The sequence below is a fragment of the Bacillus sp. ISL-77 genome, assembly GCF_018613105.1.
Window position 1 is genome coordinate 49,974 of the sequence record NZ_JAGGQY010000013.1, and the last position, 20,743, is coordinate 70,716.

The following is a 20,743-nucleotide window of genomic DNA, read 5'->3' on the forward strand; positions in this document are numbered from 1 at the left end:
TAGATTTTGCGACATCTACTCTTATCTTTCAATCAAAAAATTTAAAGGAACTTAGGAGTTTCCTTGAAAAAAACTCACTAAAATAACAAAAACCAGAAATCTGGTATTTGTTATTTCACCCGTTCATTTAATGCTAAGAACCGATAAAACACTATTAATAAAGATTGAATGGATAGATAGGTACAAATAGAGTAAATGATGATGTTCCCGTTTTTATATTCAAATACTCCCATTTTATTGTAAACCCACTCTACAGCAACCGCAACTACTGTGAAACTTGATATGAAAAACACTAGATAGCGGTCTCTTAATCGATATTTTTTTATATAAATAAAGAAAAAAGTAGGCAAAGGGTGGATATAGGAAATAAACGACTACATCCATTACAGTTTAAGCAGGACCATCCATAATATCGTAATAGTCAAACGGTGCAGCACCCATCGAATTATAGAAAAGACCTGCAGCTGTCAAGCTATAAAGGAAAATGAGAATGGTCAGTTGCTTAGAAAACACTTTTGGCAAAAAAAACAAAATTCCCCATGATAAAATAACAGCAAAAATAACAAAATAATCATTCATATCAAATTTATTTTCTACCAATTTCACCTGCGATGATCACCTCCTGCTTTTCCAATCCCCTATTCATCGCCGTGAATCTTCTTACTGCCCTGGGGGTCGACCCGACGCGAACACTTGTTATCAGCCAAGTCGTTCTAAGCATTGTGTTACCATTTCCGATAATTGCTTTAATCTACTTTACGCAAAAAAAAGAGTTCATGGGCGTGTTAACGAATAAACCAATCACAACCATTGCTTCCGCTCTTTTTGCGATTATCATTATGGGATTAAATATTTGGCTGGTCGTACAGACGTTTTTGGGCTAATTTATGATAGTGACGTTAGATCCCATAGGTGTTAAACAATAAAATAATAATAATATTGACGTGTACATTTGCACACGTCGTTTTTTTCGTTTAAAAAGGGATCATTCTAAATACCTATTTTTCTCTTAAGTTATAAATAAACAGGCTAATTTATTAGGACAACATCATTCCGTGATACATATAGATGCAGTATAAATATAATTAATTATTTTAAGGGGGAAAATTTTTTATGAATAAAGACATCATGAAATGTTTTATAGGTAAAGTAATCAGAATTGATCGAGGTGGACCAGAATCCAGAATTGGGATGTTACTGGATGCAAGTGACAATCTTATCGTCCTTCTCACGGAAGAAGATGGGGTCGTTTACTACAATACATCTCATATTAAAAGTTTTACAGATAATATGAAGGAGCAGATGGAATTCAACATTAAAGTTCCAAAAGATTTCAAGTTTAAAAAAGCTGCTAATTTCCAAGACCTTCTAGACACATTGAAATTAAAATGGATACAAATTAATCGTGGCGGTCCTGAGAAGTTAGAGGGAGTACTCTGTGAGGCAAATAAAGATTTTGTTTTTTTGATCAATAATGGGGAAATTGTGCGCCTTTCAATGTCCCACATTAAAAGTATTAGTTATGGAGTAAAAATTGAAAAGGAAAAATCCAAAAAATGACAGATGCTTCATTAATAATGATTAAGAAGAGGATGAGCCAGATGAATCATTTTCTCATCTTCTTCTTCTGATCTTTCAATTCGACAATGGATTCTAACTCCAAAATCCTATGTTAGTTATGTTATACTGTATTATATTGATTTTTCAGAAAATAAACAACACAATAGATAAGTACTTTTAATTAACCGGGGGGATTCATTTGAAATTTGACGTGATCGTGGTTGGTGCAGGTTTAGCTGGTTTAGTGGCTACAGCTGAACTGGCTGAAGCTGGAACAAAAGTGCTGCTATTAGACCAAGAACCCGAAGCGTCTATCGGTGGACAGGCTTGGTGGTCATTTGGAGGTCTATTTCTAATCGATTCACCCGAACAAAGAAGAATGGGCATCAAGGATTCACGAGAACTTGCCTGGCAGGACTGGTTAGGGGCAGCAGGGTTTGATAGAGAAGAAGATGAGGATTATTGGGGGAAAAAGTGGGCAGAAGCCTATGTTGATTTTTCCGCAGGTGAAAAACGTGAATGGCTATCAGGGATGGGCGTTCGTTTTTTCCCTGTTGTCGGCTGGGCAGAGCGTGGCGGATATACTGCTGAAGGTCATGGAAATTCAGTGCCCCGCTTTCATATTGTATGGGGAACCGGTCCCGGCCTGGTTAAGCCATTTGAGGCTAGAGTCAGACAGGCAATGGCGAAAGGTCTTGTCGATTATCGCCCTCGCCATCGAGTGAATGAATTAATAAAGGAAAATGGTGCCGTAAGAGGTGTCGGGGGAGACGTACTTGTACCAAGTTCCGCATCACGCGGTGAAGCAAGTTCCCGTGAGGTGATTGGAGATTTTGAGTTTCATTCATCCGTAGTAGTGGTGACAAGCGGCGGTATTGGTGGAAACCATGACCTTATTAGGAAAAATTGGCCCGAACGGCTAGGTAAAGCGCCTAAAAATATGATTTCCGGAGTACCGGAACATGTGGACGGTAGAATGCTTGGAATAACGGAGAAAGCCGGCGGACGTATCGTCAATCGCGACCGGATGTGGCACTATACCGAAGGAATTAAGAACTGGGACCCCGTTTGGCCGATGCATGGTATCCGGATCCTCCCTGGTCCATCCTCGCTTTGGCTCGATGCAAAAGGTAAGCGTTTTCCTGCGCCAAACTTTCCCGGATTTGATACCTTGGGAACCCTTGAAGCGATTATGAAGTCCGGCTACGACTACTCATGGTTCATTTTAACTCAGAAGATTATTGAAAAAGAGTTTGCCTTATCAGGGTCTGAACAAAATCCTGATTTGACAGGAAAAAGTATAAAAAAAGTATTAGCCCGTATTCTTCCCGGGCCCACTGCACCGGTAAAAGCCTTCATGGATAAGGGCGAGGATTTTGTTATTGCGAATACCCTACCGGGACTTGTTGATGGAATGAATCAACTTACAGGTGATAACTTACTAAATTTTACCGAAATTGAAAGGCAGGTTCTAGCTCGAGACCGGGAGGTAGAAAATAAATTTACAAAGGATCTGCAAATTACCGCTATGCGTGGAGCCCGAAATTATCTTGGTGACAAACTGATAAGAGTCGCATCCCCACATAGAATTCTCGATCCAAAGATGGGCCCATTAATCGCGGTTCGTTTAAATATTGTCAGTCGAAAAACGCTGGGCGGACTACAGACTGATTTATCAGGGAGAGTCCTCGATGCATCAGGAATTCCTGTTCCAGGACTATACGCAGCTGGAGAGGTTTCAGGGTTTGGCGGAGGTGGAATTCACGGCTATCGCTCGTTGGAAGGAACATTCGTCGGCGGCTGTTTGTTTACAGGAAGACAGGCTGGACGTGCAATAGCTAAAGAATTATTATAATTACGATGAGAATTTTATTAAAGGAGGTGAAAATATGTCATCATTAGTTTTTATGGCACTTTATCGTCCAAAACCAGGAAATGCAGAGGAATTGAAAGAAGTTCTTAAAGTACATATCCCAACATTAAGAGAAGAAAATTTAATTACAAACAGGGATTTACTAACTCTTCAAGCAGAGGATGGGACGATTATCGAGATCGCTGAATGGGTGTCAACGGAGGCAATTGAAAAAGCACACCAATCGGCTGCTGTCATGGCCGTTTGGGATAAAATTGGTTCCTTAGCAGAATTAACTAGCCTTTCAACACTTGCTGAAGCTCAAGAACGGTTTCCTAATTTTAAGCCTTTATGAGTAATGGATATTTTTAAAGTTCGTTGAAAAACACAAAAAGCAGTGTGATTTCAAGCCATTGAAATCACACTGTTTTTCAGCTTGGCCATGGAAGGCTACCAATGCATTAATTGGTAAACATAAATTCCGTCCTGCTGCCCGTCTGGTCTGCCATGACCTCTAGTCTGACATCAATTCGTTCTTTTAGTTCTGGAACGTGCGAGATAATTCCAACCAAGCGGCCGCTGCTCTGAATATCCATTAATGCTTCAATTGCCTGATCCAGGGACTCAGGATCCAGCGTACCAAAGCCTTCATCGATGAACATCGTTTCTAGCGATACCCCGCCGGCATAATTTTGAACGACATCTGCCAGTCCTAGTGCCAGAGATAAAGAAGCTTTAAAGCTTTCCCCACCCGATAATGTTTTGACATGCCGTTCCTGGCCCGTATACTGGTCAAACACGAGCAATTCCAAACCGCTTTGCGTATTACCTTTGGATCGATCGGTTTTTCTCAGCAATTGAAAACGGCCAGAGGTCATTTTTCGTAAGCGACCGTTGGCTTCTCGTAAAATATCATCAAGAAAAGAAGCCAGCACATACCGTTCAAAGGTAATTCGGAAGTTATTTTGACCCTTAGCAATTTCATAAAGATGACCAATTAACTTGTACCGTTCTTCTAGAACCTTCATCTGTTCATTCAAGCTTTCCACCCGGCTGTAAATTTCTTCGTTGTCCCGTTTTTTTACAAATAAATTTGTGCTTTGATGATTAAGTGCCTCGATTTCGCTAGTAATTTTCACTAACTCTTGCTTTAATCCCTCAACATCCGGTGTTTTCACGTCGATTAACAGTTCAGTAAGTTCTTTCAAACGGTCAGAAACCGAGCGTAATTCTTCACGGTAGCTGCGGATTTCTGCTTCAAGGCTACGAATCTCTCCTTCTGTCCGTTTGGAAGCAGCATACATACCGTATTTTTCAAAGCCCTGCTCTGAAAGTTTGTTAATAAAGATTTCCCTTTCCGTTTCGAGCTCTTTGTGTTTACTTGCATGGTGTTTCTCTGCATCTAGTAATCTTGCCGTTTCATTGGAAAGTTTTTCTTTCACTGCCTGGAAGCGCTGCTGTGCTTCTTCGAGCTGTTTAATTAGTATTTCTTGGCGGTTCCGGGAGACAGAGAGAGCCTTTTCATATTCCGCTTCCGAGCGAAGATTTTCGGGAATGACTTTCATCATCCGTGAAAGATTGGTCTTCTTTTCGGTGAATTGCACCGTTAACTCATTCATTTGAGCGGAAACCTGATGGATGGTGTTTTGTAAATTTACTTTTTCAGTTTCTCTGTTTTCTATTTCCAACCTAACCTTATCAAGCTGTTTAATCTGTTCAGCAAGCTTTCCTTGAATCTGAACAAGCTGGTTCCTAGCGGTGACAGCCTCAATTTTTGCATGAGGTAACTCAGATTCTGTAAAAACTGGCTGATACGTACGTATTTCTTGCAATATTTCAGTTACAGCTGCTCTTTGTGCTGCCTCTGTCGACTGACTTTGGTAAAAAGCAGCTTCATCAGCAGACTTTTCTTTTTCCCATTTGGCAGATTGAGCCTTAGCTGCCTTCATTTCCTCTTCAGTAGGAATACTGTCATCCTGATGGATTGCTGGTGAAGGATGATGCTCCGAACCGCAAACAGGACAGCCTTGACCTGATTGAAGCCCTGCTGCTAATATTGCTGCTTGCCCGTGCATCCATTTACTCTCTAAATTTTCAACCATTACTCTAGCATCAGTATATCTAGCCGTCGTATTTTCATAACGGGCGGTGATCGCCTTTAGATTTTGCTCAGACTTTTGATGTCGTTCAAGCAAAGTTTCAATTTTTTCATAGCGGTCAAGTTCAGCCTTTATTTTTTCAATTTTTCCCTCATTTTCTAAATAAGTCAGCTTTCCTTTTTCAATTTCTTCCTTCTGCCGATTAAGGAATACTATTTGTTCTCCTAGTTGTTCAAAAAGTTGTTCGGATTGCGTATGCTTTTCTTTCGCAGTTTTTAGTTCAGTATCCTTGTTTTGCGTTTCTATAAGCAATGCGGCAAACGAATAGACATCCTCTTTCATATTTACTAATCGATTCACCTCATCAAGGGCTGTTTGGCGCTCACCCTCTCGTTCAAGCTCCCGTTGCAGCTGTTGCTCATGCTGTTTTAAAAGTCCATCCAATTTTTCCATTTCCAACTGAATCGACTTCAAATTTCCCTCGAGTTGATCAACTTCGCGTTTTAAACGATGGCAAAGTTCCTCCTGTTTTGCTAAAAGTGCAGCCTTTTGTGCAAGTTGAACCTGCTTGTCTTTTTCAATAAATACTTCTTCTTGAGAAACTAGGCTGTCCTTTTGCCCCTTTAATTCCTCTTTCATTTGCAGTTGTTTTAAGATCGCTTCTGCTTCAAAAAGTTGCCCCTTAAGTTTGTCCTGCTCCTGTACCTTTCCTTTTAATTGGTTGTTCAGTTGTTCCAACGCTACACCCATACCGGCAATTTCTGCTTGTAAAAGCGGCATAATGATCGTGTCATTTACAGAATCCGCATCCAAGTACCCACGGAGCTCTTCATTTGTTACCGTATGAATGCGTCGAATTGCTTCATTTCTTGATTGTACCTGGTCTTCAACAGTCCTTTTTAACTCCGTTGCTTCTTCCTTCAACATATCTTCTACCATTTTATATAACTGGGTATGGAACAGGCGCTGCAGGATCACTTCTTTATCCTTACTATCTGAGGTGAGGAGTTTACGGAATTCGCCCTGCGGAATCATTAATATTTGCCGGAATTGATTCGCATCAATAAGCATAATTTCCTTAATTTTTTCCTCAACATCATTGATTTTAGAAGCAAGCAGCTTCTTCTCGCCATCTTCTGTCCACATATATAACTCAGCTTTGGCACCTATTTGTGTATAGCCATCGCCTTTATCTTTCTTCTTCAACTGCTGCGGTGACCTTGTAATCGAATACGCTTTGTTTCGAAGAGAAAAATCAAGTGAAACCTCGGTTAATACCTCATCTTTGGCAAACTGGCTTCGAAGTTCGGGACCATTACGGTCTTCTCCACTCGCTTTTCCATAAATCGCATAACTGATTGCATCAAAAATGGTTGTTTTTCCGGAACCGGTTTTACCAGAAATGACAAACATCGTACGATTGCCAAGTGCTGTAAAGTCGATTTCTTCATTGCCTGCATAAGGGCCGAAAGCTTGCATCGTCAGTTTTAAAGGTTTCATTTCAATCCCTCTTCCCTAAGCACTTTTTCAATTACCTCAGTCATTGCCTCTTTTTTATCCAGCGAAAATTCCGAGGTTGTCATTTCTGAATAAAATTGTTCAAACAACTCAAGTTCTGACTTTTTTTCACTTCTAATTGAAGTGAAAGATTGTTTCTTCTTTATATCGGTAATATCCAGTTTTCTTTCAAGATGGAGGACGTTCGGATACACTTGACGTAACTTATTAATCGGATCGATTAAGGCCCCTTCATCAAGGAGAGTGATTTTTAAATAATCATGGACTGTTTCTTTTTCATAAAAATAAGGATCAAGTAATTCTTCAAGATGTCCTTCTAGTTCACGCATATCATGTTTTGGAGTAAGCGAACGGTAACGATGCGTAAAGTTACCTTTATCGTCCATTTCAATAATGGAGATCGACTTTCTTTGTTTTGCTTCCGAGAAGGAATATTTTAAGAGGGAACCTGAATATTTCACTTTGTTATGGTTAATTGCATCTGGACTGTGTAAGTGTCCTAGAGCAGTATAGGAAAATGGTTCAAACAATTCGGCGCCAACACAACCTGAGCCGCCTACGGATAAAACTCGTTCAGAATCCGAGGTTTGTCCACCTAAAACGAAGGCATGTCCAACCAAAACATTGGGCTCGTTTGGATTAAGGTGTTCCTCCATTTTTCCAATCAGTGCTTTCATCGCGTCTTGATGGGAATGGATCGAATCATCGTGGAGAAGTTGACGGACCATCCCTGGCTCTGCATAAGGAACAAGATAGAAGTTTACTCCATTTATTTGCACAGGAGTGAAGCTTGTTGATAATTTTCCTGAAAGATAAAATTGGCTGTGCTTATACCATGAACTGCCAAAGGAAAGTCTCTCTGCACTATCGTGGTTCCCTGCAATGGCGACAACCGGTGTTTTCAGTTCAACATTTATTTTAAAAAGCATTTCATCAAGTAATTCCACGGCATCGGTTGGTGGTACAGAGCGATCATATAAGTCTCCTGCGATAACAACGGCATCGGGCTTTTCTTCAGCAACAATGGCCACAAATTGCTCTAGTACTTCGCGTTGATTCTCTGTCATATAGACCCCATGGACTAATTTTCCTAAATGCCAATCAGCTGTATGGATAAATTTCATCTGGTTCACCCCAATTTTTTAATCTGCATCTTTTCCAATACTACTATTATAACAAAATACTTTCAGATATGAGCTTGGAAATGCTAGCAGATTACTGGAACAATGGGTATTTTATACTAGAGGATATTTGAAGGGAATCTATAAAAATCCAAAAAACAGCCCGGAACCTAGTCCGGGCTGTTATAGTAGATTACAATATTATTTTTTAGTTACGTTAGCAGCTTGTGGTCCACGAGCTCCTTCAACTACTTCGAAAGATACTTCTTGACCTTCTTCTAAAGTTTTGAAACCTTCTGTTTGGATTGCAGAATAATGAACGAATACGTCGTTACCGTCTTCTGCTTCGATGAAACCAAAACCTTTTTCTGAGTTAAACCATTTTACTTTACCGTTTTTCATGAAAAAAAATCCTCCTATTGGCTTATACACTTAAGCCATGTGTAAATTCACCAAATTACAACGTGATAGCTTTACCTTCATTTCCTCATCCAAACATCGGTTAAAACTTTGAACAAGCTTGTAATATAAATCTAATCTCGTGCAACGGCTGATTAAATTTTAGCATTCTAATAGCCTAAATGTCAATAAAGGACAAAGCAAGATAAACCTACATACTTCTACATTTCCCCCCTTATTTTCTGCGGTAATTTCGAGTCAAATCGACATCTCTTCAAAAGGGACTATTCCATTCATATGGAAAGATTATTTAAGTCAAACTATGCGATCCATTAGCTATTTTTCAATATTGCTATTTTGGAAAGTTGGAAGAACAGCAGTATTGCGATCAATTTTTCCTATCCGACACTTAATTCCTTTAATGATGTCCTTCACAAGTAATTCCAAACCTATATAGGTTAGAGATGGGAAATCCGCAAAAAGCTTTTTAACCTCACTTTAGTTCATTTTTTTCCGCAAATACTATGTCGATTAATTTTGTCGACTTCTTCCTTTATTTTGGCCATTGGGGCAAGTAAATCTTTGAATCATGCAATATCTTCAGTGGAAAGATGGTGTAATATTACGAAATAACAATAATTACCAAAATTAATAAATTACCCCTTTTCACTGTGAATAAAAGAAAAAAATTACCGAAGAAAATTAATTCTTCGGTATTGCTAAATCTTCCTCATCTTCTTTAAACTTGTCTAGTATTGTGATCGTATCCACGAGATGATTGTTAAATATTTGCCTTGCAACGGCTAACAATTCGAAGATCATCGGGTCCTTCAAAGTGTAGATAACTTTGTTGCCCTCTTTTGTTCCAGACACAATATTCTTCGCTCTAAGAATGGTTAACTGCTGTGAAACTGCCGACCCTTCACTGCCAACAAGGGTTTGAATTTCATTTACATTCTTATCCCCTTCGGCAAGAAGTTCTAAAATGAGGATTCTCAAGGGATGCGCTAATGCTTTGAAAAATTCCGCCTTAAATTGTTGCATTTCAAGATTCAAATTGTCCACTCCTATGCTTTTTTAGAAAGTAGCCGTAAGTTTTGCTCTGCTTCCTTCTACTGCCTCCGCAGCTGATAGCTTTTTGCATTCTCTAAATGCGTAATGCTTACAGCCTAGGCACTTATTTTTGTTAATATGCTCAAGTGCATATTGGATGGCTTCACCAGTATGTTCAAAAAAATGTTCCTCGCCGATTATTTGATATAATCCAGTCTTTTTCAAGGGAATAATTATGGAATCTTTTGTCAATAAACATATAAACCCTTCTTATCTTCTTATTTTTATATATCTGACTATTTGAATATATGGTAATTTAACTTACATAGCAAGTATTTTGTTTTAAAAAAAGAAAATTTATATTTAATAAAAACTACTTGTTTGATTCACAATGCCATGTTATAATAACAAAGCGATGAGCTGAGTTGTGTAAGTCGAGAAACATTCCTTTTTGGAGCACACTATGTGGAGTGTGGTTTTTCGCCTCAATACGCAAAAGACGTCTGTGTAAACAGGCGTCTTTTTATTTTTATTATGTTAAAATTAGCACTTTTTTCCTAAATTTTTTATAATATATATAGATTTGCCATTATAAAAAGTGGAGGGAAAAGTATGAATAACCACGAAATTGATTATAAAATCTATGGTGACGACATGCAGTTTGTTGAAGTAGAGCTCGATCCACAAGAGACAGTTGTCGCTGAAGCAGGAAGCTTTATGATGATGGAAGATGACATACATATGGAGACTATTTTTGGTGATGGCAGCGGCACTAGTGCCGGAAGCGGACTTATGGGTAAGCTGTTCAGCGCTGGTAAACGGGTACTTACCGGTGAAAGCTTGTTCATGACTGCCTTTACCAATAACGGCATCGGCATAAAACGGGTGTCGTTTGCTTCTCCTTACCCTGGTAAGATTATTCCGATGGACTTAAGCCAATTGGGAGGAAAAATTATCTGCCAAAAGGACGCCTTTCTTGCTGCGGCTAAAGGGGTTCAGGTCGGGATTGAATTCCAACGAAAAATTGGCGCCGGCTTCTTTGGCGGCGAAGGATTTATTATGCAAAAGTTAGAAGGTGATGGGCTCGCTTTTGTTCATGCAGGTGGAACGATTATAAAAAAAGACCTTTTGCCAGGCCAGTCACTGCGCGTGGATACAGGCTGTTTAGTGGCGATGACAAGTAGTGTAAATTATGATATCGAATTTGTAAAAGGAGTTAAAACAGCCTTGTTTGGCGGAGAAGGCTTGTTTTTTGCCACACTCCGCGGTCCCGGTTCCGTCTGGATTCAATCCTTGCCATTTAGCCGTCTTGCAAGCCGTGTTTTTGCTGCGGCACCTTCACGTGGCGGGGCGAAAGACGAGGGCAGTATCGCAAGAGGGATTTTTGATATGTTTAATGGTGACTGATATGGAGGCGGGATCAATTGATCCCGCCTTTTTAATGTCTAGCTACTAATTTACCCAAGCTATAGTTTTTGAACAAACTCAAATTTTTTGAGGAATGTGATTCAAGCATAGAATCCCTATCCTTACTTTTTTCTTTTTCACAACCCTTGAACCATATATGTTCTCTTCTAGTTCTTTCTTGATCAAATTCACGATGACTATGACCACAAAAAATCCAACCACTGGACTTAAAATGGACCACGGAGCACGAATAATTTATTCAGATTAATAAACATCAACTAAAAGACGATCCGGATCACCGAATCGTCTTCTTTTTACTATTTTATATCCAACTTTTTAAGTTCAGAGAATGCCTGCTCTCGTTTTAGATTATACGATTGCCACGGCAAGCTTTCAGCAAGTGCTTCCTGTTTTCGCTCTAGTAATATTGTTTTTAGTTCAGGTATATTCTTATCTTTTTCATAAAGGTCTATTAAGCCTAAAACCCCTCTATATGACAAGTTATTAAGGTAATGAACATCAATTTTCCCGCTGGTCTCGTAACGGTTCATATTTTCTTTCACGACGATTTTATCCAAGTCAATAACTGTAATCGCTGTATAGTAAATTAATGAAGTAATAAAATAAAAGTGAAATAACGACAGCTTCTCCACCCAAATCTTCACTAGTGTATACGTAAAGATGACGACTAGGAAAATCATAAACGAATGCACCAGCACCCTAGTGAACGTAAATCCATACGCTTCTTCATACATACTTAACCGTAGGAAGGCGGAACTGAGCATCACGGAGCTCGCAAGGACAAGAATGGTCAGCATAATTTGCGTTGCTCTTCGCATGAAACTCGTTGCACGATTCACGAAGGTTAATACGATTACTGTTATGGATAAATTAATTAGTGTCACAAATAAGAGCTCGAAAAATCCTTTTCTAGCGTATTCAGCAAAGGTAAAATCCGCTTGTAATGTTCCACTGAAAAAATACCTGAATTGCACGACCGTAAACAAAAGATAAACGGCATTGATGATGACAAGTACCGTGATTGCGATAATTCCATCCATCTGAATCCTTTGCTCATTTGATTGTTGTTTTATTACGTTCATATGTCTGTTGTATAGGATTTGCATAAATCCAAAGAAGGCTGCTGTTAAGATTAACATAACAATTAGTCTCATGACGCGTTCAACAGTAATGACTTGGAACCACTGTGGAATGCCGCCAATTAATTGCTCAAACTGAGTATCTGCCGAAATTAGTAAATTCAATACGACAAAGAGGATTGGCAGTGAAATCACTATCCCCAGGATTATTTTTTTCCATACTACAAATTTGTCCTCATTAACACCTTGTTTAAAGCCCTTTCCAAATAATGCCGCGAAACTAGCATTATATTTAAGTGCTTGGATTAACCTAGTCAATATATAAGTAACAAACGCGGGTTTATTCCATTGAAAATTTTTCGGACTTGTGATTAACACTAAATGAAAGATAACTAACCCAGGGATCACCAGTATATTTAAGGCATAAAATAGCACATTATTATTTAAAAAATAACTGGCTGACAGCAGCCAAATACAACAAAGAATTAGATAACCCAATCGTTGATGTGAAAATTGAAAGCCTCGGTAGCGCCAAATAAACACCGAGTAAAAAGCTGAAATAAACACAAAATAGGAGATCCCTACCTCACTGCGAAAGAAAGCTTCTTCACCTAAAATTCCAAGCAACAAACATAAGACTAAAAAGATCCAATCAGATTTAGTAATTTTCATTTCCATCTTCATCCCTCTTTTTGTGTAGAAATTCTATATATATAGTTTTACTAGGTAGTTAAGCAAAAAAAACTGCTTATATCGACGCTTTTCTCCCCCATCGATAGCCAATCCAACTGACCGGGTATAGGATGATGGTAAAAATGATACAAGCTATAATAAATGTTTTGGTTAATAACGGGGCGAACCAAGAATGTGGAATAATATGAAAAACTGTTAGGATCATTAATAGCAAATTAGGAATAAGCGATAGTAAAAACGTTTTTCTAAGGAGCACTCTTCCATTATGCCCAAATCCCTTTCCGATTTCATATCCTAACAAGGCCCAAAAAAACATATACAAAACAGCTATTAAGGTTGGAATCGAGGTTAAGTGATTCCATGTAACCGAAAGCCATTCCCACGGATAGATATTGTGAGCCAAGGTTAGTAAACTGCCTCCTCCAAAAAAAAGAACATTTAAGAGGATAAACACCCATTTCATATTACTTGGAGTGACAGAAAACTCTTCTCTCCACACTTGTGCAATTTCTTTAGGGCTGCCAAGCCGGGATACAATCAGGTCAAAAACCGTATCCTCATCCTGACATTCCGATTCCATTAGAATTTCATCGATATGTGACGCATATTCACGGAGAATCTCCTCTTTATCTAATTGGGTTCCCAGCCCTTTTGCCAGTTGTTCAAGAAACCTATTCTTCGGCCGTTCCATGCTTCGATCTCCCTATCACTTTGTTCATCACTTTAACAAAGTCCTGCCATTCACGTGTTTTTTCACCTAATAATTCCTTTCCAGCCGTGGTTATCTTGTAATATTTTCGTGCTGGGCCCTTTTCCTGCTCCTGCCAATAACACTCAATGTACTCTTGCTTTTCAAGCTTGTGAAGTGCCGGATACAAGGTCCCTTCTTTAACACTTAAGTCATTATCACTGCGCTGTTCAAGCTCTTTCACTAATTCATAGCCATACATATCCCGTTCGTTTAATAATTGAAGCAGGATTAATGAAGTACTGCCTTTCACTAATTCGCGGTTAAACATTTTATCACCTACCTAGATATATTAGGTACATAGAAATTCTATAACAAAGGAATTGTATTGTAAAGAACTTATAAAAAAATAGTGGTAATTTTTTAATCACCACTACTGAAATCTAACCCTATTTTACTCTTCCGTTATTTCTCAGAACCTTAATATTTTGATTTCGTTCTCCACCATCAGATAATTCCTCTGAAAACTCAAGTTTTGCTTCGTTCCCAACTAATTCTCCATGCTTGATTGTCTTTCGTGGCATATTATTATTGGGTGCAGCTTGTTCATTCCATTTTCCCATCTTCATCACCTCGATAAATAGTATTTGAATTTTGCTTAAACTTATCCATTTAACAGAAAAAAACGCTCAATTTGAGCGTTTTTTACATGGTAAACTAAATAATCATTTTTTTATTTTCATGCAGTTGTAATTCTTGTTCACCTTCACCATCTTGTTCGCGGTTCTTTTTAATTCTAAAATGATAAATTAAATAACAGGCTGCTACAAACGGAACCCCAAGATACAGAGCCAAACGCTGTTCTGAATCAAACGCTAAACTTGACAATACGATAACGTTTAAAGTTAAGGCAATGATTGGTAATGCTGGATAAAGCGGCGTTTTAAATTTAAGATCCTTTACATTTCCGCCTTCACGAATGAATTTTCTACGGAAGGCAATTTGTGAAGCTGTGATTGAAATCCAACCGACTTGTGCACCTAATCCTGCGACGGAAAGCAGCCAAACAAAGACTGTTTCTTCGGCAAAGAAGCCTGACAGTAAGGATAATAAAGCGATCCCGATCGTCAATACAAGCGCGTTGATTGGTACTCCTTGTTTATTTACTTTTGCAAGTGCAGGACTAGTCATTTTCTCTTTAGACATGGCATATAACATTCGTGTTGCTGCATACAGTCCTGAGTTTGCAACAGAAAGTAACGCCGTCAGAATAACAAAGTTCATAATGTCTGCTGCATATGGGATTCCAATACTATCAAACACGACAACAAACGGACTTTCCACGACTCCAGCTTGTTTCATAGGAATTAAACTGGCTAATACAAATATCGCTAAAACGAAGAAAAATAGCGTTCTCCAAACTGTTTGTTTAATTGATTTCGGAATGGTCTTTTCAGGTTCTTCACTTTCACCTGCAGCTATCCCGATTAATTCTGTGCCCTGAAACGAAAAGTTAACTGCAATCATTGTAATAATTAAGGCAGTAAAACCATGTGGTAATAAACCATTTGCGGTGAAATTAGATAAAAACGGTGCTGGTTGTCCACCTTTCAAGTGAATTAAACCAAACATCGCCGCTCCACCAAGAACGATAAATGCGATGATAGCGAATATTTTTATACTTGAAAACCAAAATTCGGTTTCGCCAAACGCGCGTGCTGAGAGTGCATTCAGTGAGAATAATACAACAGCAAAAATCGCACACCAAATCCAAATAGGGGAATGAGGAAACCATCTTTGCATGAGCTGACCTGCAGATAATAACTCCAATGCTACAGTTACAGACCAGCCTAACCAATAAAGCCATCCAAGTGCAAATCCAGTTCCAGGGCCAATAAATTTCGTGGTATACGTTTGAAATGAACCAGATACCGGCATGGCAACAGATAATTCACCGAGACATAGCATGGTTAAAAACATGATCAAACCGCCGACAATATAAGAAAGAATAGCACCCGTTGGTCCTGCTTGGCTAATCGTGTAGCCTGAACCTAAGAAAAGACCTGATCCAATTACCCCACCTAAAGAGATCATAAATAAATGTCTCGTCTTCATCGTTCTTTTTAATTCATGATTTGAATTATTTTCTTGCAAATTCATAAAATATCCCCCTTTTCCCCTTAAAGAATGCGCTTTCAAACCTTATTAACACAAAATAATAGGATAATTTTCTGCCTAAACTGGCAGCTCTACATATTAAACCTTTTGCATTAGAAATTATACGGAAATAGTAGCCTATTTTCAATAGCTAATACTAGATAATAATTTGTAAATTATCGCTATATTTCAAAATATTAAAATGCAAGTTTCATGCCAAAATTAATATGCCGATTTGTGAGCATTTTTTGAACAAATAGGCAAAATATTTTTGCATGATTAATAAATATTTTGCACTTATACCGCCAAAATAATTTTTCCACAAAAAAGGAAAGAATATTTATCTAACAAAAGTTTCCAAATTGAGAATTAATCTAACAAACGCCAATATTCTTTGCAAATTTTCACGGTTTTTCTACGAAACTGCAAAACTATTTTGCATTATTACGTTTTATTTGGTTAAATAGGTGTATAAGGGATAAAACAAAGGGAATGAATCACGATGGAGAAAACTATACAAACCGCCAATTACTTACTTTATGTAAATCGAATGTATAAACGGATTTTGGACGAGGTGGATGTTGGTGTCCATGCCGTAGATGAGACTGGAAAAACGATTATATATAATAAAAAAATGATGCAAATGGAATCGATGGACCTTCATGACGTTATTGATAAAAACCTATTAGATGTGTTTATGTTTAAAGATGATCAATCTAGTACTCTTGTAAAAGCGCTGCACGAAGGAAAAAAAACGAGTAACGTAAAACAAACCTATTTTAACAATAAAGGTCGAGAAATTACAACAATAAACAATACTATCCCAATTTATTCGGAAGAAAAACTCCAAGGAGCAGTTGAAATTGCCAATGATGTTACAAAACTAGAGCGATTAATTAAAGGCAATATGAATAAAGGATCAACCCGATACACGTTTGATAAAATCATCGGAAATAGCCGTGCCATTAAGGAAGTAATCGAATCAGCTAAACGTGCTACCCGAACTTCCTCCTATGTTTTAATTGTCGGAGATACAGGTACCGGGAAAGAACTTTTTGCCCAAAGTATTCACAACGGGAGCGGGCGATTATCTGCACCATTTATTTCTCAAAACTGTGCAGCCCTTCCTGATAATTTAATCGAAAGCCTCCTATTTGGGACAAAGCGTGGTGCCTTCACGGGCGCTGTCGATACCCCAGGATTATTTGAACAGGCAAATGGTGGAACACTTTTGCTAGATGAGATTAATTCATTAAATTTAAATCTTCAGGCAAAGTTACTTCGTGTTCTACAGGAAAAGACCATTCGGCGAATAGGTGATACGAAGGATACACCTGTTGATGTACGAGTTATTGCCAATATGAATGAAGATCCGATCGATGCTATTGCCAATAGTCGGATGCGTAAAGATTTATATTATCGGCTTGGAGTCGTAACTATCTTTGTCCCACCCTTAAAAGAGCGCAAGGAAGATATACCATTATTAGTCCAAAACTTTATTGAAAAATACAATGAACTTTTTCAGATGAATGTAAAAGGTTTGTCAGAGGAAGTTAAACAGTCTTTCTTTGAGTATGACTGGATGGGCAATGTTCGTGAGCTTGAGCATATTATTGAAGCAGCTATGAATATTATGATCGATGAAGAATGGATCATGTACACCCATTTACCCTACCAATATAGAAGCAAAATGCAGATGAAAGAAAGAATGATCCCTCTTTCTACAGTTGATAACTTTATAAAAGAAAATGCAGAGGTAGCTGTTCCCTTAAAACAACAAATGGAGTTATTTGAAAAATCTTATATTGACCATGTATTAACTAAAAATAATTTTAATGTTTCTAAGTCAGCCCAACTACTTGGACTAAGTCGGCAAAGTTTACAGTATCGAATGAAGAAATTAAACATTACTGGGAAATAGGATGAACACGATTATATGAAGGTGGAGAGCAATGATGCTTTCCACTTTTTTTATTTCCATTGTAAAACCACTCACAAAAATGACTTTTTTTACATAAAATTATTATAGAAAAGTATTGAAGTTTGATAAATGGAAAATTGTATATTTCAATCGTTTCCCTATATGCAATAAAATAATACAAGCATAATAATTCCATTTTTTCTCCATACTAAGAAGAAAAAAGATGAGGTGAATAAAATGGGACTACTCAACTCTTTTAACCAGTGGAAAGAGACTAAATACCAGAATCATGTCTCGAATATGAAAGACCAGGGCAAATGTCCTGATTGTTATGGTCGAGGCTATACCGTCTACCCTTATAATGAATTTGCATACTTTAATTCGTTTGAATGCCCGGGATGTCAAGGCAGTGGTCAATATACAGATTGGGAGGAAATGAAGTAATACCGTAAAACGGTAACCTATTAAAAATAAACATAAAAAATCCCTTCATCAAACCCGTTTTCTCGGTTCAATGAAGGGATTCTGTCTGTCTTTAATGGCATCTTTTCATGTGGCAAACTTCACATTCTTACTAGCTAGATACCTTTCTTTACTTGGTCTTGGTAGGCTGTTGATGTCCTTACCTCTACTGTTAGTGACCCATTTCTTACAATTGCCTTTAATATTAAAGGTACACCAGATGTATTTTGAAATCTAAAATCTTTGCCGCCATAGGATACGGTAGCATCTCTTCCTTTTGGCACGTAACCAACCTTTAAGGAATGATGATGTTTTTCTACATAAGTTACAGCTAGTTGATCGATTGCATTATACAAAGTAGAAGAAGTTTGGCAAATGCCTCCGCCATATCCTTCGACTAATTTCCCGTAATTAATCTCTGGTGCTTTTTGGTACCCGTGCTCCGCATCACTCGGGCCAACTGTTGTATTGTATGAGAAGTAATCATTCGTTCCAAGGATTACATTATTTATCGCTTCTGCCGATAGTTCAATATTTTTGGTTCTTCCCACAACACCACTATTAAAATAAGTAGTATATGAGGCAATTACCACTTCATCTAAATGGGCCGCGTCTTCGTTTTCATATCCACTCGAAGTAATATATAAAGGAATCTCTACATCGCCACCTTTTTCAGAAACGAGCATAATCTTTTCAGCCAATTCCTCTTCATCAAGGATTGTTTGAGGTGTTCCTTTGATCACCTGACCATTTCCATCCAGCTTATCAAGAACCATTCGTTTATCGTACCCAGGTGTCGATTGAGATCCTCGCGCTAATTCTCTGGTCAATTTTGCAATTTCAACTTTATAATTTTCAGGATTCGTTATATACCCTAAATCCTTCGTATTAAAAGTTTTTACCTTGTCTTTCGTGTTCGGATCAATAATATTTACATATACAGGCCTTGCTTCTTCCCGTTTTCGTTCTTCTTCGCGTTTCTTTGCTTCTGCCAGTTTTTTTTCTTCTTGTAATTTTTTCTCTTTTACAATCTTTTGTTGAATTTCTGCTGCTTTTGCCTCTTTTTCTTTTGCGGTTAGTTCCGTACATCCAGTTCCTATTAAACAAACTGCTACTAATAGTGAAATTACCCAATTATGCTTCGCCATTTTATCCTACTTGACCCCTTTTTTTATAGCTCTATGCCCTTTTATAAATAGTTAGACGATACCCATTGAATTTTGTTTCATATGACTCTCCTATTCTATTCCATTTTTAATTACAATTTCCTGCAAAAAAGTTGGAAATTATAATATAAAAATAATAAACAAAATGAAGTTTGTATAAATCGTAGGCTTTTTTTATAGGTGCGTGGCAACTAAGCCCATTTCCTCATATGGTATAATTAAAGCAGAAATCAATTATATATCAATACCACTTTAGTCCCCTCTTTGTCTTCAGCACCAAATTATTCCTTGTACTAAACGATTTCTGCACCCACGCCAGAACGAAAATAAAGGGGGAATTACCATGACAGAAATCTTAATACTTGTTAGCATTCTTTTATTTTCAGTATCTCTTGTTTTAGGAGTAATTTCTCATGCCCATCGAACAAGAGGAAAAAGAATTTATTATACTCTTGCAACAATCTGTTTGCTATGCGTTGTTTTCCTGTTGTTTTTTCACGACAGGAACCTGCCTGCCCTTAGGAGTGGAGAAACAGTTGATTCTCCTAAAACAGAGATACCTTCAGGTCCCGGACAAAATAATGGAACCGATTCAGGAAATGAAAATCCACCCGACATTGAAAACCCTCCATCCGAAGAACCTGCAAAAGAAGAACCTAATCAACCTAACCCCACTACTCCCAAAAAAATTATTGTGGGTGATAACGAAACCGTTGACTACAAGGTCGTTAAAGGCGATACCTTATTCTCCATCGCCGAACAAGCAAATGTGACTGTAGAAAAAATTAAGCAATGGAACCGACTCCCCTCCGATGACATCTATGTAGGTCAAATATTGAAGCTTTATGGGAAGAATGTAGAGCCGGCACAACCTGCAGATCCACCAAAGCAGGATCCCCCACCTACAACAGCTTCATCTGTGATTATTTCAAACGGCAGCCTCCAGCAGAAAAAAATCGCATTAACCTTTGATGCGGGTAGTGATGCAGTGGGCATTGGGATACTCGATGTGTTGAAAAAGCATAATGTCAAAGCCACCTTCTTCCTTACCGGTAAATGGGTTGTGAAATATCCAAACCTCGCCAAAAGAATTGCCGATGAAGGACATGATATAGGTAACCATTCTTATTCCCATCCGGACGCAGTAAAAACGACAGCTAGTGCATTTAAAAAGGATATCATCAAAGCTGAAGAAGCAATCAAGTATGCAACGGGAAAATCACCCCAACCGTATTTTCGCTTTCCATTCGGATCATATAATTCATCCGCTCTTAAAACAGCAGGCGAAGCTGGGTACCCGTACAGCATCCAGTGGTCACTTGATACGATAGACTGGCAGCAGCCGGCTACTGGGGTAATCATCTCCCGTATTAAAACTGGAGCAAGCAACGGTGACATCATCCTCATGCATATCGGTGGAATAAACACACCGGAAGCTGTTAATCAAGTAATTCCATGGCTAAAAGCCCAAGGGTACCAACTGGTTCCATTGAGCGACTTATTACAGTAAAAAAAATGGTGCCTGACACTCCATTCGCAAATGTTCC

General features: G+C 38.2%; 19 protein-coding genes and 1 pseudogene. 8 read left to right on the plus strand and 12 right to left on the minus strand.

Annotated features, from left to right (window positions below):
* Nucleotides 1-390: 390 nt before the first annotated feature.
* Nucleotides 391-606: a hypothetical protein gene (locus tag J7E77_RS05010; RefSeq protein ID WP_214712863.1), complete on the minus strand. Its 216-nt coding sequence runs from the start codon at nucleotides 604-606 to the stop codon at nucleotides 391-393.
* Nucleotides 607-611: 5 nt separating this feature from the next.
* Here J7E77_RS05010 and J7E77_RS05015 point away from each other — a divergent pair, with 5 nt between their 5' ends.
* The 4 genes from J7E77_RS05015 (at nucleotide 612) to J7E77_RS05030 (ending at nucleotide 3,767) form a co-directional block, all read left to right on the plus strand.
* A complete protein-coding gene (locus J7E77_RS05015; protein WP_214712865.1) occupies nucleotides 612-884 on the plus strand; it encodes a divalent metal cation transporter in 273 nt (90 codons plus the stop codon).
* A 229-nt stretch (nucleotides 885-1,113) separates the two neighbouring features.
* Entirely contained in the window at nucleotides 1,114-1,560 is a 447-nt protein-coding gene (locus J7E77_RS05020) for a hypothetical protein (RefSeq protein WP_214712867.1), read from the plus strand.
* Between the two features lie 199 nt (nucleotides 1,561-1,759).
* On the plus strand, nucleotides 1,760-3,415 hold the full coding sequence (locus J7E77_RS05025; protein ID WP_214712869.1) for an FAD-binding dehydrogenase: 1,656 nt from the start codon (nucleotides 1,760-1,762) through the stop codon (nucleotides 3,413-3,415).
* Nucleotides 3,416-3,449: 34 nt separating this feature from the next.
* On the plus strand, nucleotides 3,450-3,767 hold the full coding sequence (locus J7E77_RS05030; protein ID WP_088086802.1) for a putative quinol monooxygenase: 318 nt from the start codon (nucleotides 3,450-3,452) through the stop codon (nucleotides 3,765-3,767).
* A gap of 106 nt (nucleotides 3,768-3,873) precedes the next feature.
* On the opposite strand, the gene J7E77_RS05035 is transcribed toward J7E77_RS05030, so the two are convergent.
* The 5 genes and pseudogenes from J7E77_RS05035 to J7E77_RS05055 form a co-directional block, all read right to left on the minus strand.
* A complete protein-coding gene (locus tag J7E77_RS05035) occupies nucleotides 3,874-7,011 on the minus strand; it encodes an AAA family ATPase (protein ID WP_214712877.1) in 3,138 nt (1,045 codons plus the stop codon).
* On the minus strand, nucleotides 7,008-8,153 hold the full coding sequence (locus tag J7E77_RS05040; RefSeq protein ID WP_214712885.1) for an exonuclease SbcCD subunit D: 1,146 nt from the start codon (nucleotides 8,151-8,153) through the stop codon (nucleotides 7,008-7,010). Before J7E77_RS05040 ends, J7E77_RS05035 begins: the two co-directional genes overlap by 4 nt.
* Nucleotides 8,154-8,351: 198 nt before the next feature.
* On the minus strand, nucleotides 8,352-8,552 hold the full coding sequence (locus J7E77_RS05045; RefSeq protein WP_007083969.1) for a cold-shock protein: 201 nt from the start codon (nucleotides 8,550-8,552) through the stop codon (nucleotides 8,352-8,354).
* Nucleotides 8,553-9,251: 699 nt separating this feature from the next.
* Nucleotides 9,252-9,605 carry an ArsR/SmtB family transcription factor gene (locus J7E77_RS05050; RefSeq protein WP_214712887.1) on the minus strand — a complete coding sequence of 118 codons (354 nt, stop codon included), beginning with the start codon at nucleotides 9,603-9,605 and terminating at the stop codon, nucleotides 9,252-9,254.
* A 21-nt stretch (nucleotides 9,606-9,626) separates the two neighbouring features.
* A pseudogene (locus tag J7E77_RS05055) lies at nucleotides 9,627-9,827 on the minus strand (sodium-independent anion transporter); the annotation flags it as partial.
* 387 nt (nucleotides 9,828-10,214) lie between these two features.
* Here J7E77_RS05055 and J7E77_RS05060 point away from each other — a divergent pair.
* Nucleotides 10,215-11,009 (plus strand): TIGR00266 family protein, encoded by a 795-nt coding sequence (locus J7E77_RS05060; protein WP_214712889.1) that lies wholly within the window; start codon nucleotides 10,215-10,217, stop codon nucleotides 11,007-11,009.
* 317 nt (nucleotides 11,010-11,326) lie between these two features.
* Here the strand turns inward: J7E77_RS05060 and J7E77_RS05065 are convergent, their stop codons facing one another.
* From J7E77_RS05065 to J7E77_RS05085, 5 genes are all read right to left on the minus strand, one after another.
* On the minus strand, nucleotides 11,327-12,787 hold the full coding sequence (locus J7E77_RS05065; RefSeq protein ID WP_214712891.1) for a DUF4153 domain-containing protein: 1,461 nt from the start codon (nucleotides 12,785-12,787) through the stop codon (nucleotides 11,327-11,329).
* Nucleotides 12,788-12,857: 70 nt separating this feature from the next.
* Nucleotides 12,858-13,493, minus strand: coding sequence for an HAAS signaling domain-containing protein (locus J7E77_RS05070; protein ID WP_214712893.1), 636 nt, complete (start codon nucleotides 13,491-13,493; stop codon nucleotides 12,858-12,860).
* Nucleotides 13,474-13,821 carry a PadR family transcriptional regulator gene (locus tag J7E77_RS05075; protein ID WP_168243163.1) on the minus strand — a complete coding sequence of 116 codons (348 nt, stop codon included), beginning with the start codon at nucleotides 13,819-13,821 and terminating at the stop codon, nucleotides 13,474-13,476. Before J7E77_RS05075 ends, J7E77_RS05070 begins: the two co-directional genes overlap by 20 nt.
* A gap of 118 nt (nucleotides 13,822-13,939) precedes the next feature.
* Nucleotides 13,940-14,113, minus strand: a complete 174-nt coding sequence (locus tag J7E77_RS05080; protein ID WP_214712894.1) for a hypothetical protein — start codon at nucleotides 14,111-14,113, stop codon at nucleotides 13,940-13,942.
* A 94-nt stretch (nucleotides 14,114-14,207) separates the two neighbouring features.
* A complete protein-coding gene (locus J7E77_RS05085; protein WP_214712902.1) occupies nucleotides 14,208-15,650 on the minus strand; it encodes an amino acid permease in 1,443 nt (480 codons plus the stop codon).
* A gap of 499 nt (nucleotides 15,651-16,149) precedes the next feature.
* On the opposite strand from J7E77_RS05085, the gene J7E77_RS05090 reads away from it, so the two are divergent.
* Nucleotides 16,150-17,568 carry a sigma-54 interaction domain-containing protein gene (locus J7E77_RS05090; RefSeq protein WP_214712911.1) on the plus strand — a complete coding sequence of 473 codons (1,419 nt, stop codon included), beginning with the start codon at nucleotides 16,150-16,152 and terminating at the stop codon, nucleotides 17,566-17,568.
* A gap of 237 nt (nucleotides 17,569-17,805) precedes the next feature.
* Complete coding sequence (locus J7E77_RS05095) at nucleotides 17,806-18,012, plus strand: methionine aminopeptidase (RefSeq protein ID WP_214712913.1); 207 nt, start codon at nucleotides 17,806-17,808, stop codon at nucleotides 18,010-18,012.
* A 134-nt stretch (nucleotides 18,013-18,146) separates the two neighbouring features.
* Here the strand turns inward: J7E77_RS05095 and J7E77_RS05100 are convergent, their stop codons facing one another.
* Complete coding sequence (locus tag J7E77_RS05100) at nucleotides 18,147-19,178, minus strand: VanW family protein (RefSeq protein WP_214712914.1); 1,032 nt, start codon at nucleotides 19,176-19,178, stop codon at nucleotides 18,147-18,149.
* A 361-nt stretch (nucleotides 19,179-19,539) separates the two neighbouring features.
* On the opposite strand from J7E77_RS05100, the gene J7E77_RS05105 reads away from it, so the two are divergent.
* A complete protein-coding gene (locus J7E77_RS05105; RefSeq protein ID WP_214712916.1) occupies nucleotides 19,540-20,706 on the plus strand; it encodes a polysaccharide deacetylase family protein in 1,167 nt (388 codons plus the stop codon).
* Nucleotides 20,707-20,743 lie beyond the last annotated feature (37 nt).